At 42.2% G+C, this 16,780-nt stretch carries 16 protein-coding genes; all 16 read left to right on the top strand.

Annotated features, from left to right (window positions below):
- Positions 1-580: 580 nt before the first annotated feature.
- The 16 genes from VF675_RS06500 to der all read left to right on the top strand — a co-directional run bounded on the left by VF675_RS06500 (position 581) and on the right by der (position 16,694).
- Entirely contained in the window at positions 581-1,108 is a 528-nt protein-coding gene (locus tag VF675_RS06500; RefSeq protein ID WP_096901523.1) for a hypothetical protein, read from the top strand.
- Between the two features lie 98 nt (positions 1,109-1,206).
- Entirely contained in the window at positions 1,207-1,923 is a 717-nt protein-coding gene (locus VF675_RS06495; protein WP_440204960.1) for a fimbrial biogenesis chaperone, read from the top strand.
- Between the two features lie 76 nt (positions 1,924-1,999).
- Complete coding sequence (locus tag VF675_RS06490; protein ID WP_440204959.1) at positions 2,000-4,228, top strand: fimbria/pilus outer membrane usher protein; 2,229 nt, start codon at positions 2,000-2,002, stop codon at positions 4,226-4,228.
- 31 nt (positions 4,229-4,259) lie between these two features.
- Complete coding sequence (locus VF675_RS06485; RefSeq protein ID WP_004975083.1) at positions 4,260-4,685, top strand: hypothetical protein; 426 nt, start codon at positions 4,260-4,262, stop codon at positions 4,683-4,685.
- Between the two features lie 266 nt (positions 4,686-4,951).
- On the top strand, positions 4,952-6,235 hold the full coding sequence (locus VF675_RS06480) for a glycosyltransferase family 4 protein (RefSeq protein WP_440204958.1): 1,284 nt from the start codon (positions 4,952-4,954) through the stop codon (positions 6,233-6,235).
- Between the two features lie 25 nt (positions 6,236-6,260).
- Positions 6,261-6,812, top strand: coding sequence for a phosphatase PAP2 family protein (locus tag VF675_RS06475; RefSeq protein WP_004975087.1), 552 nt, complete (start codon positions 6,261-6,263; stop codon positions 6,810-6,812).
- 101 nt (positions 6,813-6,913) lie between these two features.
- Positions 6,914-7,114 (top strand): Fe-S cluster assembly protein IscX, encoded by a 201-nt coding sequence (gene iscX, locus VF675_RS06470; RefSeq protein ID WP_004975089.1) that lies wholly within the window; start codon positions 6,914-6,916, stop codon positions 7,112-7,114.
- Positions 7,115-7,275: 161 nt separating this feature from the next.
- The gene (gene ndk / locus VF675_RS06465) at positions 7,276-7,707 is read left to right on the top strand and encodes a nucleoside-diphosphate kinase (protein ID WP_004975092.1); all 432 of its coding nucleotides are present in this window, start codon (positions 7,276-7,278) and stop codon (positions 7,705-7,707) included.
- Positions 7,708-7,843: 136 nt separating this feature from the next.
- Positions 7,844-9,076: a 23S rRNA (adenine(2503)-C(2))-methyltransferase RlmN gene (gene rlmN, locus VF675_RS06460; RefSeq protein WP_004975094.1), complete on the top strand. Its 1,233-nt coding sequence runs from the start codon at positions 7,844-7,846 to the stop codon at positions 9,074-9,076.
- 75 nt (positions 9,077-9,151) lie between these two features.
- Complete coding sequence (gene pilW, locus VF675_RS06455) at positions 9,152-9,940, top strand: type IV pilus biogenesis/stability protein PilW (RefSeq protein ID WP_373683867.1); 789 nt, start codon at positions 9,152-9,154, stop codon at positions 9,938-9,940.
- A complete protein-coding gene (locus VF675_RS06450) occupies positions 9,931-10,740 on the top strand; it encodes a helix-turn-helix domain-containing protein (protein ID WP_004975098.1) in 810 nt (269 codons plus the stop codon). Before pilW ends, VF675_RS06450 begins: the two co-directional genes overlap by 10 nt.
- Before the next feature lie 22 nt (positions 10,741-10,762).
- Positions 10,763-11,884 carry a flavodoxin-dependent (E)-4-hydroxy-3-methylbut-2-enyl-diphosphate synthase gene (gene ispG, locus VF675_RS06445; RefSeq protein ID WP_004975100.1) on the top strand — a complete coding sequence of 374 codons (1,122 nt, stop codon included), beginning with the start codon at positions 10,763-10,765 and terminating at the stop codon, positions 11,882-11,884.
- A 3-nt stretch (positions 11,885-11,887) separates the two neighbouring features.
- Positions 11,888-13,183: a histidine--tRNA ligase gene (hisS, locus tag VF675_RS06440; protein ID WP_004975101.1), complete on the top strand. Its 1,296-nt coding sequence runs from the start codon at positions 11,888-11,890 to the stop codon at positions 13,181-13,183.
- 30 nt (positions 13,184-13,213) lie between these two features.
- On the top strand, positions 13,214-13,915 hold the full coding sequence (locus VF675_RS06435; protein WP_096901519.1) for a YfgM family protein: 702 nt from the start codon (positions 13,214-13,216) through the stop codon (positions 13,913-13,915).
- Complete coding sequence (gene bamB / locus VF675_RS06430) at positions 13,915-15,063, top strand: outer membrane protein assembly factor BamB (protein WP_004975105.1); 1,149 nt, start codon at positions 13,915-13,917, stop codon at positions 15,061-15,063. Before VF675_RS06435 ends, bamB begins: the two co-directional genes overlap by 1 nt.
- Positions 15,064-15,281: 218 nt before the next feature.
- The gene (gene der / locus VF675_RS06425; protein WP_154320373.1) at positions 15,282-16,694 is read left to right on the top strand and encodes a ribosome biogenesis GTPase Der; all 1,413 of its coding nucleotides are present in this window, start codon (positions 15,282-15,284) and stop codon (positions 16,692-16,694) included.
- Positions 16,695-16,780: the final 86 nt, after the last annotated feature.

Here is a 16,780-nt window from a genome sequence, read left to right as displayed (position 1 = left end):
GTTGAGTTGGTGATGTAAAAATTTGATCTTTTGGATAAATTCAGTCGTTTAAAGCATGGGTTTTTATAGCGAAGGGCAATCCCTGTAATTGGTGAGATTTGATGTTAAAAAACGCTCAGTCTGTTGAATGTGATAGGAGATAGTGAATTAAATACGTGAAAAGTGTAGTAAAGATTAGGCTAAAAACTGAATTTTGACCATTCTTTCAAAAATAAACCTACTTAAAATGTAACAAAAGTTAAAATAAAAATGTTGTTAAAGTTAAATAAAAACAATGTGTTGGTTTAAATGTAAATAAATATATTTTTTGGGTATCCCTAGAATTGGTATCACAAGTTTTAGGGAGTGGGCTGCTCCCTAGTTTTTTGCGATGTCATTTAAAACAGTACTTTAATCTCCTAATTAGCTGAATTCCAAGGTTTATTTAATATTGTGTGAATTAGGGCGTATAGATGGCTTTTTGTGAGAAATACCTCAAATAAAGAAGCTCGCTAAGGATTGAGTTTCAATAATTCTAACGATATCTCAAGTGAGTGAATGATTAAAAAATGGTTTTTTATAAGAGTTATGGAGAAGTGACATGTCTAAATTTATTAAAACTGCTGCTGCTTTGATGGTTTTCGGAGCTTTTTCAACGGTAACAATGGCAGGTGGTAATCATCATCCTAAACCAGACCCTAAGCCAACCCCAGTATGTAACGAAGGGCCATGTACAGGAAGTATTCCAATTCAAGTGATTGTGCCTAAGCGCTTTGAACTGAAAGTGAAAACACCAAGTATCTCATTAAAAGATGGTGCAGAATCTTCAGGTCAATTTTTGGTTGGAGCGAATGCAAAGTACAACTTAATGGTCGATACCGATAACCGTGTGGGGAGCAAATCAACCAAATCTCAAGCGATATCAGGTAATCATGCAGTGGGTTTAACCGTTGAAACCACGCTTGCGGGTTCATCGTCTGTGATTCAGTTAAATGATCAGAAAACCAACATTGCGCCAGGTAACAATGGCTGGAATACTTACAATGTCTTGGTTAAAAGTGACAGCGTAGGTATTTCTAAACCAGCGGGTACTTACACCGATAAATACAACATTCGAGTGTCATTCTAATTCGCTTGAACTCAATCTAAATCAGTTGGCTTTACCGACAGGGTGGAGTCAACTTTTTAGTCTAAAGACAAGCGTAATCAGACATTGTTGGGGGATGCATGAAAAAATTATTGAAATATGTGCTGGTCGCAAGTTGTTTATGTGCAGAGGCAGTTTATGCAAATTTGGTGATTTCACCGACTCAAATGTATTTGGGCGATAAAGCACGACAACGCAGTGCAACAGTAGTCATGGAAGCCACCGATCTTACTGAACCGAAAAGCTTTGAAATGTCTGCCTATAAATGGTCGCAAAATGCACAGGGTGAAGATGTGCTAGAACCAGAACAAGACATCTTAATTAATCCTAAAAACTTTGTTTTACAACCGAATGCACAACAAGTGATACGCGTAGGTTTTAGCCGACCACTTTCTAAGGAAGAAATGGCGCAAGAAAAAACTTGGCGCATTGTTTTTAAAGAAATTGCTCCTGTAGTGGAAGAAGACGCCTTACAATTTTTATTCACAATTTCTGTTCCTTTATTTGTAGGTAAGCAAGATGTCATTCAGGTGACTGCAACCCCGCGTTATCAAAATGATCATTTATTTTTAGAGATAGAAAATCATGCTGCATCGCATGTGCAAATTTCTTCAATCAGCATTTTAAACCAACAAAAACAAACCGTTGCAACCACACGTGAAATGAAATATTTGTTAAATCAACAAAAATACAGTTTTGATATGGGGCAAATTAAACTCAGTGATTTGAAAAATTACATACTCAAACTTGAAACAGATAAAAGTGAGCAAGCCATTGAGTTAAAAATGAAGGGCTAAATCATGCATAGAACTCGACTGTTTTTTGCGCTGCAATGTATCCTGTGGGGGATACCATTACCCAGCCAATGCTGAAATGGCGTTGAATAGTGTTTGGCTGAATGGCGTAGATCGTGTCATTGAAAGTTTGGTGTTGCAGCAGGATGGGCAACGCTATATGGAATGCGAGGTCTTGCAGCAACTTGGTTTACAGCAAGACCGTTTACAAAAACACAGTGCACAAACTCAGTTCTGTTCTGTAACCACCAATGAAATTCAGTCTGAACAAGACTTTGCGCTGCAAGCGATTAAATTGACCGTACCTGCCAGCTATTTTATAGATGCACAACTGAGCCAAACCCATGCGATTCCGTCTAAAGCAGAGTTGGGCGGTTTTTTAAATTATAATGTGCTGTATGCACGTTATGATAATTACAATGAATTAAATGGTTTGGCGGAGCTTGGTATTTTTAAAGATTACTGGATTTTTAAAAATGGCATGATGTATCGCAAAGAGGCAGAACAGGATCAAGATAAGCTACTGCGTTTAAATACCAGTTTTGAAATTGAATTTCCATCACGTTATCAGCGTTTAACTTTGGGTGATAACACCAGCGTTTACAATCCTTTATTAGATACATTCAGATTTGGTGGTGTGTCTTTTGGTTCAAATTTTAGTAGTTATCCAGACTTTATTTATTGGAATGTACCCACTTTAAGAGGCAGTGCTGTACTGCCATCCACCGTCGATTTATACATTAATGGCATCAATTTATATCAGCAACAAGTGACGCCTGGGCACTATACCTTAAATACGGGTGCCAATATTCAGCAGTCGGGCGAGGCGCAAGTGGTCGTGGAAGATGTATTGGGAAATCGTACCGTGCAATCTTTTCCAGTTTATGTCACCACGCAACTACTCAAACCAGGACTGAACGAATACAACTTTTCTGCAGGAAAGCTGCGTTATGACTACGACTACGTGTCGGATGATTATCTGGAGTTTTTTGGCAACCTATATTTCAGACGCGGGATCACAGACAGCATGACGTTAGGAACCAATTTAAGTTATAGCAAAGATGTGCAGAATGTCGGGTTGTTATGGACGCAATCTCTCAGTAAATATGCCTTGTTAGATACGCATGCAGCATCTAGCCACAGTGATTGGGGCGATGGTTATACCTTTGGCGCTTCGTTAAGCCGTAATGGAAGTCGGCTTGCACTTGGTGCAAGTCATAAATACTACAGTCCTGAATATCGTGGTTTGGGTTATAGCGATATGACGCAAACAGTGGAATACGACAACTTAGCTTATGTCAGTATTTTCAATATTCCTTTCATTAATACCTTAAATGTGAACTATCTAGAGCGCCGTTATCATCCCAATGCAAATAATAGCTTTGCAGATAGCCAAATACTTACAGTCGGTTTTTCTCGTATGTTTGGGCGTCAAACTTCACTGTCGTTTTCTTATTACAAAGATTTGAAAGTGCAGGATAGCGACGGGGCATATTTAACGCTGAATTATCAATTTGACCAACGCCGCAGTGCGCAGCTTTCACATAATTTTGATGAGCAAACCCAGTTGCGTTATGCACAAAGCAGCCTAACGCAAAATGGTGTGGATTACACCCTTGCTGTGCGTCACCAACAAGCAGAAGGGGATATTGGGGTAAATGCTTATACAGCCCTGAAAATGCCGATGGGCAATTTATATTTAAGCCACGATGAAAGTGAGCGCTTTAGCTACAGTCAAGCCAATTATCAGGGCGCAGTAGTGTGGTTAGACCGTAAATGGGCCATGACCAAATATGTAGACAATGCTTTTGCCTTGGTGAATGTTGGTGATATTCCAAATGTGGAAGTACAGCGCGCCTTAACACCTGTTGGTAAAACCAATCAACACGGCTATGCGTTTGTGCATGACATTGTGCCTTACGTCAATTACGACGTGTCTTTTGATCAAGACCAGTTAGATTTGTATGACAGCTTTGAATATTCAAGCCAAAAAGTGATTGGTATGAATCAACGCGGCTATAAAGTGAATTTCCCTGTTCAGCGTACAGGATTGATCATATTGCGTTTACTCACGCCCGATCAGCAGACCTTTGTGCAGGGCAGTGAAGTGTATTTAAGTGATGATGCAACCGAATTTGTACCTGTGGGCAGCGATGGAAAAGTACATTTATATGGTGTGAAAGCAGGCAGTTATACGCTGAAGGTTAAAACCAAAGGTGGAAAAGTTTGCCATAGTTCACTTGAAGTCCCTCAAATTAAAGCAGGCACTGTTCCACAAACCAGACAGTTAGATTTGATTTGTCAGTAAGTATATCAGCAGGATGATTGAGGATGAGAACATGAAAAAATTAGGGATGGTAAAAAAATTAAGTCTAGTGCTGTGTGGATGCTGGATTTGTTTTCCTGCACAGGCTTGCACCATTGGTTCGGTCAGTGAATCTTTATTGCAAATGAGCTCACAATACCGTAGCCAGACTGCAACCAGTTTTAATGTGCGCTGTGATCGAGGTTATAGCATTCAGTTCAGTAGTCGTAATTTACGTGACAAACATGGCAGCAGTTTTGTGAATAATGGCACACACCGTTTACGCACCAGTATGAGTATTATGGGAGCAAAAACAAATCTGTGGAACACGCCCATCGCAGGGCATGTTTCTACGACAGGACATAAATACAGTGTCGCGGTACGCTTGGATGAACAACCGAGTTTGACAACGCCAGCAGGTCGTTATACCGATGAGTTGTATATTAATTTACTTTTTTAGAGGGCTTCGATGTGCAGCAGATCAGGTATTCAGCAAACAAGATATTCAGCAGGCAGGTATCCAATATCTGCTTTTTTTATCTATTTAGGGTGAATGACAGCAAACGATTTACATTAAATTTATACATAAAACTATGTGTGCAAAACTAGGTATAGGCGATCATCGAGTTGTTAAAAAAATGACAAATGTGTCACCAAAGCATCATATTACTGCAATGCAGCTGCTCTATGCTAGCAAGCATAAAATAAGAATTGAGCAAAAAGGCGATGAGCAATGTATTGGCAAAGCAGAGCAGTAAATTAGAGCGTTACAGCGATGCATTTAAATTTCATTTCAAACAAGATCAAAAACAAAAAAGCAGCCAGCCTACCTCTGAACTCTCAGACCTTGTCCGCCCACGTTTAAAAATTGCCCTTGTAACAGAAACTTGGCCACCTGAAATTAATGGTGTGGCACGTTCACTGTTGCAGCTTTGCAAAGGATTGCAGGAACTTGGACACAAAATTTTATTGATTCGCCCTGAACAAAAACAAGCCTGCACTCAATTCCAACCGTATCAAGAATGTCTGGTAAAAGCACAAGCCATTCCTAAATATCATAATTTACAATTTGGCTGGCCGCAGTGGTCTAAACTTTCGCAGGCTTTAGATGAGTTTCAACCTGATGTGGTGCATATCGTCACTGAAGGCCCTTTAGGGCTTGCCAGTTTACATATTGCAAAATCAAAAAATATTCCAGTATCAAGTGGTTTTCACTCCGCATTTCAAGATTTTAGCCGTTTTTTCGATTTGGCATTTTTACTCAAGCCAATTCAGCACTATCTAAAATGGTTTCATAACAATACCTCGCTGACGTGTGTGCCAAGTAGCCATACTGAAAAATCATTGCGTCAGTTTGGTGTGCAAGGGCCTTTGGTGGTGGTTGGGCGTGGTGTCAATGTTGAATATTTTTCACCAGATTTTCGTTCTACCCAACTGCGAGCAAGCTGGGGTGCGAGTGAAAATACGCGGGTGATGTTGTATGTAGGGCGTTTATCACCTGAAAAAGAAGTCAATCTTATTATTAATGCCTATCAGCGTATGCCAAAAAATACCGAACAGCCTGTGAAATTGGTGATTGTTGGAGATGGGCCAGACCGTGAACGTTTAGAAGCCATGAACGCTCAGGGAGATATCATTTTTATAGGTAGTTTAAGTGGCACAGCACTTGCACAAGCCTATGCCAGTGCCGATGTGTTTGCTTTTGCCAGTCAGGTCGAAACCTTTGGCAATGTCGTGTTAGAAGCTATGGCGAGTGGCTTGCCTGTCATTGCTTATGACTATGCTTGCGCACGTTTACATCTAAAACCGAATGAAACAGGCTGGTTGAGTCCACTCGGTCAGCCAGAAGATTTGGTCGGTCATATCCACCGACTTCCCGATCTTACAACCCTTAGACAGATGGGCGAACACGCCCGCAAAGCGACTTTAAATATTGGCTGGCAGTATCCAGTCCAACAATTTGAGCAGGCGTTATATCTGGTGGCGAAGGAGCTACACATGCCATCTTAGCTATACGCCAAAGAGGAGAGAACTGATGAAGTTTAAAAATGCAAAAATAAGAATGCTGGATCTCGACTTAAAAGGCTGTTTGTATCTTAACCATTTTTCCCACTCTCAGCGGGTGGCACAATTTTTTAAAGTTATTAGCCGTTTGGGCGATGGTGTGTTCTGGTATGTCATGCTCGCAAGTGCATGGATGATGCAGGGCATTGGTTATAGTTTACAAATTATTTATCTGTTGTTAGGCGGATCTGTCGGCACAGGTATTTATAAATATTTAAAACAAAAAACCGTCCGTCCACGTCCGTATCAGGTACACCAAGTGATCCGTTTGGGTGAACGTCCCTTAGATCATTTTAGCTTCCCATCAGGTCACACTTTGCATGCAGTCATGACCACAACGGTTTTGGGTTATATCCAGCCAGTATTGTTGATGTTGATGTTGCCCTTTACGATTTTGGTGGCCGTTTCCCGTATGATTTTAGGCTTGCACTATCCGAGTGATGTGGCAGTCGGGGCGATGATTGGCGGTTCAGTGGCGAGTGCGATTATTTTGGCTGCACCTTATGTAAATATTGTTTTATAAGCTTGGATAAAACCAAATCGAAAATTCAGTGCAGTAATGGCAGGCAGCCCATGCGAAATTTGTTAAAGTAGTCGCTGTCTTGACTAGAATAGGGAATACACATGGGTTTACGTTGGACGGACAGCATCGACATTGCCATTGAGTTATATGAGGCGCATCCCGATGTCGATCCGCAATGGATTCGTTTTACCGATTTGCACGCTTGGGTCTGTGCTTTGCCAGAGTTTCAAGATGATCCCGAAAAATCGACTGAAGGCATCTTAGAAGCCATTCAAATGGCGTGGATTGACGAAGCACGTTAATCTAGCGGTGTGAAGCAAGATTGATTTGCCGATCAAGGTCCTGCACAATGCGCTTCATATCGAAAAAAGCAATTTTTTTACACATCAAAAGCAGAAAATAGCCCATTATTCGGTATAATGCGGCAAAATTTTCGCGTCAACATTGACTTAAGGAGCCAATCATGGCTATTGAACGTACTTTATCTATCGTAAAACCAGATGCTGTTGCTAAAAACCACATCGGTGACATCTTTGCTCGTTTCGAAAAAGCTGGTCTTAAAATCGTTGCGACTAAAATGAAACACCTTTCTCAAGCTGAAGCTGAAGGCTTCTACGCTGAGCACAAAGAACGTGGTTTCTTTGGTGACCTAGTTGCGTTCATGACTTCTGGTCCAGTCGTTGTTTCAGTTCTTGAAGGTGAAAACGCAGTTCTTGCTCACCGTGAAATTTTAGGTGCAACAAACCCTAAAGAAGCTGCACCTGGTACAATCCGTGCAGATTTCGCTGTAAGCATCGATGAAAACGCTGCTCACGGTTCAGACTCAGTTGCATCTGCAGAGCGTGAAGTAAACTACTTCTTTGCTCAAACTGAAGTTTGCCCACGTACTCGTTAATACGCAGTATTCAAACCAGATAAGTGTTATTATGCTTATCTGGTTTTTTATTCTCCGATTTTTATTTTCTGAATAAACCTTTGCTCACCTCTTGAGCTTCTCCTTTCATCTTTAGACATGGTTTAGGTATACACACATGAGTACAGAAGTCCTCGCTGCATCTGCAACAGATGTTCAGCAAGCATCTGCGTCCGCTCCTGCACAGTCTGCGACTGCAGAGAAAGTGAATCTCCTTGGCATGTCACGTCCACAAATGGAAAAATTCTTTGAAGATTTAGGCGAGAAGAAATTCCGTGCAGGGCAGGTGATGAAATGGATTCACCAGTTTTTTGTTACAGATTTTGCTGAAATGACCAATATTTCAGGCAAGTTACGTGAAAAACTGGAAAAGATTTGTGAAATTAAAGCGCCTGAAGTGGTGCATAAAAATTATTCTAAAGACGGTACTCGTAAGTGGGTATTCCGTGTGGGTGATGGTGAAGGCTCATTGGTCGAAACCGTTCTGATTCCTGCCGAAGACAAAACTGGCTCACGTAAAACCCTGTGTATTTCATCGCAAGTAGGTTGTGCACTGGACTGTTCATTTTGTTCTACGGGTAAACAAGGTTTTCAGCGTGACCTAACCCAAGCCGAAATTATTGGTCAGTTGTGGATGGCAAACTATTCCTATATGGAAGATGTGCCTGTGATTGAACGTGAGCGTTCTGTGACCAACGTGGTGATGATGGGTATGGGCGAACCGTTGTTGAATTACGATGCCGTCTTGAACGCCATGCGCATTATGCTAGATGACTTTGCTTATGGCATGTCTAAGCGTCGTGTGACTTTATCGACTTCGGGTGTTGTACCTAAAATTGACCAATTGGCACAAGATATTGATGTGGCTTTGGCAATTTCTTTGCACGCCACCAATAACGAACTGCGTGATGAACTTGTTCCAATCAATAAAAAATATCCATTGGAACAATTAATCGCAGCTTGTCAGCGTTATATTGGAAAAGATGGCAATGAAAGTGCGCGTAAACACGTGACTATTGAATATGTGATGTTAGATGGAGTGAATGACCATCCTGAACATGCGCAGCAAATGATTAAGCTACTCAAGAACCTACCAAGCAAGATTAATTTGATTCCATTTAACCCATTTCCGCACGCTCCGTATGGACGTTCAAGCCGAAATCGAATTATTTCTTTCCAAAAAACTTTGTCTGATGCAGGTTTTGTGTGTACGATTCGTCAGACACGTGGTGATGATATTGATGCCGCGTGTGGGCAATTGGTCGGACAAGTGGCAGACCGCACCCGCCGTGCCGAACAGTGGAAAAAGAAAGTTGCAGCGCAAAATGAAATCATACGCTCGCAAGGATAATGACTTTTATAGATAAGTAACTTGCATCGAACGAAGACGCAAAGGGGATGTCCATTGAATAAGCCTGTATTTAAAATCGCACAAATTACAACTGTTTGTATTTCGGCAATTTTTGCTGCAGCTTGTCAAACCACAGCTCCAACCTTAGGGCAAAAAGACCCTGAAAAAGCGGTGCAAGTACGTACGCAGTTGGCAGCAGAATACTTAAAAAATGGCGATTTAGACTCAGCCAAACGCGCACTTGATCAAGCGCTGGAAAGTGATTCACGTGATTCCACCGCCAATATGATGATGGGTGTGTTGCTGCAACAAGAAGGTAGCAAGCTGAATTTAGAAAAAGCCGATGCATATTTTAAGCGTGCCATTGCCGCTGACCCCAAAAATGCACAAGCGCGTAACAACTATGGTACGTATTTATATCAAGTAGAACGCTATAATGATGCGATTGAGCAGCTCAGCATTGCAGGTGCAACGCTGGGTTATGATCAGCGCTTTAGAGCATTGGAAAATGTAGGTCGTATTTACTTGAAATTAGGCGATGTAGAGAATGCTGAAAAGTCATTCAAACAAGCCTTGCAAGCCAATCGCGATTCTTATGTTTCAATGTTAGAGTTGTCGGAAATTTTATATTTAAGACAACAATTTGCACCCGCACGACAGCTGTATGAACAATTTGTACGTGCTGTGGGGCAAAAAAATCAGGGTGCGCGTGCCTTATGGATTGGGATTCGTTTAGCACGTGCCAATGGCGATCAATTGGGAACTCAGGTTTTAGTGAACCAGCTGCGTGCATTATTTCCCAATAGCCAAGAATACCAACGTTATTTGCAATTACAGTACAGTACTGAGGCCGTATGGAAGTAAATCCTAATTCACCGCAACCCACACAGGGGACAACGCCTGTACCCCATGCATTAGGAAATGTTCAACGTCCAGGTGAGTACCTTCGTCAAATTCGCGTCAATCAAAAACGCGAACTGGATGATGTTTCAAAAGATTTGAAAATTCCATTAAAAACGCTGATGGCGCTAGAGCAAGACGAATATACCGCTTTGCCTGAAGCGACCTTTATTAAAGGTTATTATCGTACCTATGCCAAATATTTACAGGTCGATGCTTCAGCCATTATTCAGCGTTTTGATGAAATTTATGCCAACGATACAGGGTTGTTGCCAAATCACGCCTTGAACAATTCACCCATCAAAATTATGGGAAAACTGCCAGGCTCTAACCGCGATCGCAATAAAAAGTGGCTCACACGTATCGCTGTGATTGTGGCGGTATTGCTGTTGTTGTGGGCATTGGTCGCGCTAATTCAAAACTGGATGTCGTCTGGTCAAGAGGGTGCAGAACCTGAAATTGCAGTACTGCAATCCGATGTGCAAATCATTTCTGACAATGCGACAGGCAGCACGCCTGCACTTGCTTCGGGCGATCAGCTGAATTTGCAATTTGCTCGTCCAACTTCAGTGCATATTGTTGACTCTGCTGGCAATGTTTTAGCGACAGGACGTCAAGCCTCTACTTTAAATTTACAAGGCGAAGCCCCATTTCAAATTCGCTTAGATGATGCGACTGCTGTGTCATTAAGTTTGAACAATGAGTCGATTTCATTATCGCCATATACTGTGAACGGAAAAGCAGAATTCCGTTTATCTCGATAATGCAGCAAGGTAGAGCGATATCATGATTGTAAATCCAATTCAACGCCGTCCGACCCGTAAAATTCGTGTGGGTTCTGTCTATGTGGGTGGTGATGCGCCCATTAGCATCCAAAGTATGACCAATACGGAAACCTGCGATGTTGCTGCAACCGTGGCGCAAATTCAGCGTTGTGTAGATGCGGGCGTAGACATCATGCGTGTTTCTGTACCGACCATGGAAGCCGCAGCTGCATTTGGTGAAATTCGAAAGCAAGTATCTGTGCCGTTGGTGGCAGACATTCACTTTGACTATAAAATTGCGTTGGCAGTTGCTGATGCGGGTGCAGACTGTTTGCGGATTAACCCGGGTAATATTGGTTCGGAAGCTAAAATTCGTGAAGTCGTAGCTGCTGCCAAACATCATGATATTTCTATGCGGATTGGTGTGAATGCGGGATCGCTAGAAAAAGATATTCAGAAAAAATATGGCGAGCCGACAGGCGCAGCATTGCTAGAATCTGCCATGCGTCATATTGATATTTTAGACCGTCTAGATTTTCAGGAATTTAAAGTTTCAGTCAAAGCATCGAATGTGTTTTTAACCATGGATGCTTATCGTTTGTTATCACAACAAATTGATAATCCATTACATTTGGGCGTAACTGAAGCAGGTATTTACCGTACAGGTACCGTAAAATCTGCAATTGCTTTGGGCGGTCTGCTCATGGAAGGCATTGGCGATACCATGCGTATTTCACTTGCGGCAGAACCTGAAGATGAAGTTAAAATCGGTTTTGATATTCTAAAATCTTTAGGTTTACGCTCTAACGGGATTAACTTTATTGCCTGCCCAAGCTGTTCACGTCAGGAATTTAACGTCATTTCTGTAATGCAGGCATTGGAGGAGCGTTTGGAAGATATTCGTACTCCAATGGATGTATCGGTCATTGGTTGTAAAGTGAATGGCCCGGGCGAAGCTAAAGAAGCTGATATTGGTGTGGTGGGCGCAAGTCCGCGTTCATTGGTTTATCGTAATGGTGAAAAGAGCCATTTAATTGATACCAATCAACTCGTTGATGAAATCGAAAGCATGGTTCGTCAGCGTGTTACAGAGCTTGAACAAGCTAAATCTAAAGAGATTATTCGTACAAATTTTTCTGAGTAAGTCATGAGTTCAATTGTTGCAATTAAAGGTTTTAATGACATTCTTCCAACGCAAACACCTGCGTGGAGACGTCTAGAGCAACATTTAGCATCTTTAATGGATGCTTATGGTTATCAACAAATTCGTTTGCCAATGGTTGAGCAAACCAATTTGTTTAAGCGTTCAATTGGTGATGCGACCGATATTGTTGAAAAAGAAATGTACACATTCTTAGACAAGGGTAATCCGCCTGAGTCTTTGACTTTGCGTCCTGAAGGAACTGCAGGTTGTGTACGTGCCATGTTAGAGCACAATTTGCTACGTGGTGCGACACCGCGCGTGTGGTATATCGGCCCAATGTTTCGTTATGAAAAACCGCAAAAAGGTCGTTATCGTCAATTCCACCAATTTGGTGTAGAAACTTTTGGCGTTGCAACACCAGATATGGATGCCGAACTTATTTTAATGACTGCGCGTTTATGGAAACGTATGGGCGTTGCCGATAAAGTTCGCTTAGAGTTGAATACGCTGGGTGAGTCGGATGAGCGCGCAGCGTATCGTGCCGCTTTGGTTGAGTTTTTGGAAGCGCACAAAGCCGATTTAGACGAAGATTCACAGCGTCGTTTAAGTACTAACCCACTGCGTATTTTGGACTCGAAAGATGCTAAAACGCAAAGCATCCTAGAAAATGCTCCAAAATTGCATGATTTTATGGGTGAAGATACGCTGAATCACTTTGCCCAATTACAGCAGTATTTAACCGATGCAGGCATTGAGTTTGTGATTAATCAAAAACTGGTACGTGGTTTAGATTATTACAATAAAACCGTTTTTGAATGGACAACCACGCATTTAGGTTCGCAAGGCACAGTTTGTGCAGGCGGGCGCTATGATGGTTTGGTTGGGCAGTTGAAGGGTAAGGCAGATCAGTCCGTACCTGCCGTGGGCTTTGCCATGGGCATTGAGCGTTTATTGTTGTTGCTTGAACAAGTCGAAGACAATACGCCTGTACGTGATTGTGAAGTATTCTTGTTGGCAGATCCAACAACTCAAGGCAAGGCGTTGGTTTTAGCTGAGCAAATTCGTGACCAATTCGAACAAGCGGGCAGCCAGATTCGCTTAAAAGTTGGTTCACAAGGCTCAATGAAAAGCCAAATGAAAAAAGCCGATCAATCAGGTGCAATCTATGCCTTGATTTTTGGTGAGCGCGAAGCGGAAGCACAGCAATTGGCAGTGAAAACCTTGGCAACTGCTGAGCAAACGACTGTTGCAGTGACCAAAATTGTGCCTTTCATCATTGAAAAATTTTCTTCACAATAAGCCAAATAACATAAGGAAAAGGGTAATCCAATGAGCGCATTGAGTGATGACGAACAACTTGATAGTTTAAAATCGTTTGCGAAAAAATATGGTTCAGCCATGATTAGCGGGATTTTAATTGCGTTGATTGCCTTTTTCGGATGGCAATATTGGCAGAAAAAAACCTTGGCAGAGCAGCAAATGAATACTGCTAAAGTGCAACAACTGATGGATGATGCACGTACAGCAGAAGGCAATCCAGATGCCTTCAGTCAATTGTCTGCAACTGCCGATAAAATTGTGAAAGAAGCCCCTGATTCTGCGCAAGCTATTCAAACTCAATTCTTAATGGCTAAACTCGCTTACGATCAGCAAGATTTTGCTGCCGCAGAAAAAGCCTTAAAGAAAGTTGAAAACTCTAAAGTAAAAGACCAAGGCTTAGTGCAATTGGTTAAGTTGCGTTTGGCTTATGCACAGTTGGCGCAAAAGAAATACGATGAAGCTATTCAAAGTTTGGCCGCGGTGACTGATCCTGCATTTAAAGCGACTGCAGATGAAGCGCGTGGCGATGTTTATGTCGCGAAAAATGACCGTGAAAATGCCCAAAAAGCGTATCAAAGTGCATGGGATACTTTGGTGGAACGTAAACAAGAACGTCAAATTTTACAAATAAAACTCGAAAGTGTTGGTGTTTTGGTGGATGATCCTGAAATTGAACGCCCAGTATTAGAAACACAAGTGGATGAGAGCTAATGAATAGAAAGTATAAAATACCGTTTGCACTGACCGTTTTAACCCTTGCTTTGGCGGGGTGTTCCACCAATAAAATTAAAGTTGCAGAAGTTAAGCCAAATCCACTGCCAAAACTTGAGCAAGCTCAAAGTCTAGTTCCTGTATTTTCACAAAGCGTTGCATCGACTACAGCAGCCGATCCATTGCGCCTGCAATTGGATGCTGAAAACGGTGTAATTTATACTGTTGATCCTAAAGGTGAGATGGCTGCCTATCAAGGCAAACAACGTCTTTGGCAAAAACAAGTGTCTAAGCAAGGCTTAACGGCAGGTGTCAATGCTGCTGAAGGCATTGTGGTTGCAGGAAATGCCAAAGGTCAATTGTTTGCTTTAGATCAGCAAACAGGTGAACAAAAGTGGGTTGCACAGTTAACAGGAGCAATTCTTGCACCATCGTTAATTCAGGCAGGTCGTGTGGTGACTGTAAGTAATGACGGCACGGTATATGCACACAATGCCGAAACAGGTCAATTGGTTTGGACTTACAATTTACCAAACGTACAATTTAGCTTACGTGGCATGGCGGCACCCGTTGCGCTCGATTCACGTACTGTGCTGATTGCTTCTGCAAATGCCTATGTCTATGCACTGGATATTGTTACAGGCGTACCACGTATGCAGCGTCGTGTTGCTATTAGTGAAGGCCGTTCAGATATTCAACGCTTAAATGATATTGATGGCGACCCTGTGGTTGCAGGTCAATTCTTAGTGACCACAAGCTATCAAGGTCAGGTCACTGTATTGGACTTAGCTTCACAACAAGTGATTTGGAGTGAAGACGCAAGCAGTACCAAACGCCCAGAAGTGGCGGGGAATGGTGTATTTGTCAGCACTGCAGATGGCAAAATTGCAGCTTATGAAATCACATCAGGACAAGCACTTTGGGAAAATGACAGTTTACTCAACCGTCGTTTATCTAATCCTGTATTGTTTGGACAATATTTAGTGGTCGGTGATTTAGATGGTGTCTTACACCTCATTGATCCAAGTTCAGGGCAACTGGTTGGACGTTCAAAAACCAATGGCGAAGTCCGTTCATTGCGTGTAATTGACAATCAACTCTATGTCGCAACGCAAAAGGGCGCATTAAGCGTTTGGCAGAACCGCTAATTTTGTTCTGACTTTTATGCTAAAATAGTTGTCCGTATTTTTACGCGGGGTAATTGAATCATCAATGCCCCGTGTTTTTATTTAATAGAGTGGTCGATGTTCTCTCTGTCGTTTGCGTGGTCGCAACGCTGAACCCAACATCCATACTCTGTTCTTTCTTCCACAGTTTCGGATGTACAGACCATTGAAACTGACTGATCTTGAATAAAGGTTAATCTATGAAACCCGTAATTGCGCTCATTGGTCGTCCGAACGTCGGAAAATCAACGCTGTTTAACCAGATCACCAAGAGCCGTGATGCACTTGTTGCCGACTTTGCAGGTCTGACACGTGACCGCAAATATGGTGATGCAAGCTATCAAAATAAATCTTTCATTGTGGTCGATACTGGCGGTATTGGCGAAAGTGAAGGTGGCATCGACTCTTACATGGCTGAACAATCTAAAACAGCCATCCATGAAGCCGATATGATCATTTTTGTGGTCGATGCACGTGCAGGCTTGTTGGCATCGGATGAGCAAATTGCGCGTGAATTGCGTACTTTGGGCAAAAAAGTATTCTTGGTGGCGAACAAAGTAGATGGCGTACATGCCGAAGCCGCTTTGGTTGAGTTCTTTAAACTGGGTATGGGCGAGCCATTGCAAGTGGCTGCCAGCCATGGTCGAGGCGTTCAGCAAATGCTGGAAGACGTTTTGGCAGATGTTCCTGAAGATGAAAACCCAGATGCACATGATCAAGACACAGGTTTGCGTTTAGCCATTATTGGACGTCCAAACGTGGGTAAATCGACACTGGTTAACCGTTTATTGGGTGAAGAACGTGTAGTGGCATACGATCAGCCAGGTACGACACGTGACTCAGTCTATATTCCGTTTGAGCGCAACGAACGTAAATACACCTTGATTGATACTGCAGGTGTGCGTCGTAAAGGTAAGGTCGATGAAATGATCGAGAAATTCTCGATTGTGAAAACCTTGCAAGCCATGAAAGATGCACACGTGGTGGTGATTGTGGTCGATGCACGTGATGGTATTGTCGAGCAAGATTTGCACTTAATTGGTTACGCACTTGAAGCAGGGCGTGCCATGGTGATTGCGATTAACAAATGGGACAATATGTCCGAATATGATCGCAAACAATGTAAGTTAGATGTTGAGCGTCGTTTTGACTTTATTCCATGGGCAAAAATCCACCTAATTTCTGCCTTGCATGGTACAGGCGTGGGTGACTTATATCCATCTATCCACCGTGCGTATGAGTCATCGCACTTAAAAGTGTCACCTGCCAAATTGACGCAAATTTTGAATGACGCAACAGATGCACACCATCCACCTAAAGTGCAAGGTCGCGCCATTAAAATGCGTTATGCACACATGGGTGGACAGAATCCGCCAACCATCGTGATTCATGGTAATAAGGTCGATAAAACACCTGCAGATTACCGTCGTTATTTAGAAAACGTGTTCCGTAAAGTTTATAAGCTAGAAGGTACGCCTGTAAAAATTGAATTTAAAACTTCTGAAAACCCATTTGAAGGACGTAAGTCACAAGTGGATGAACGCACAGCCGCACGTCGTCGTCGTTATGTGCAGAAGTTTAAGAAAGCCGAGAAGAAGTTCAAGCGAGGCTAAGGCTTAAACTTTGACGTGTTTAATAAAAAATCCCGAATGTAAATTCGGGATTTTTTTGAGCAACTTAATTTAAATATAGATAGATG

It is taken from the genome of Acinetobacter sp. Lyrl_1 (assembly GCF_051948795.1).
GTDB classification, from domain to species: Bacteria; Pseudomonadota; Gammaproteobacteria; order Pseudomonadales; family Moraxellaceae; genus Acinetobacter; species Acinetobacter towneri.
Note: the sequence above shows the minus strand (reverse complement) of the source record. Positions and strands in the feature narration are given on the sequence as shown.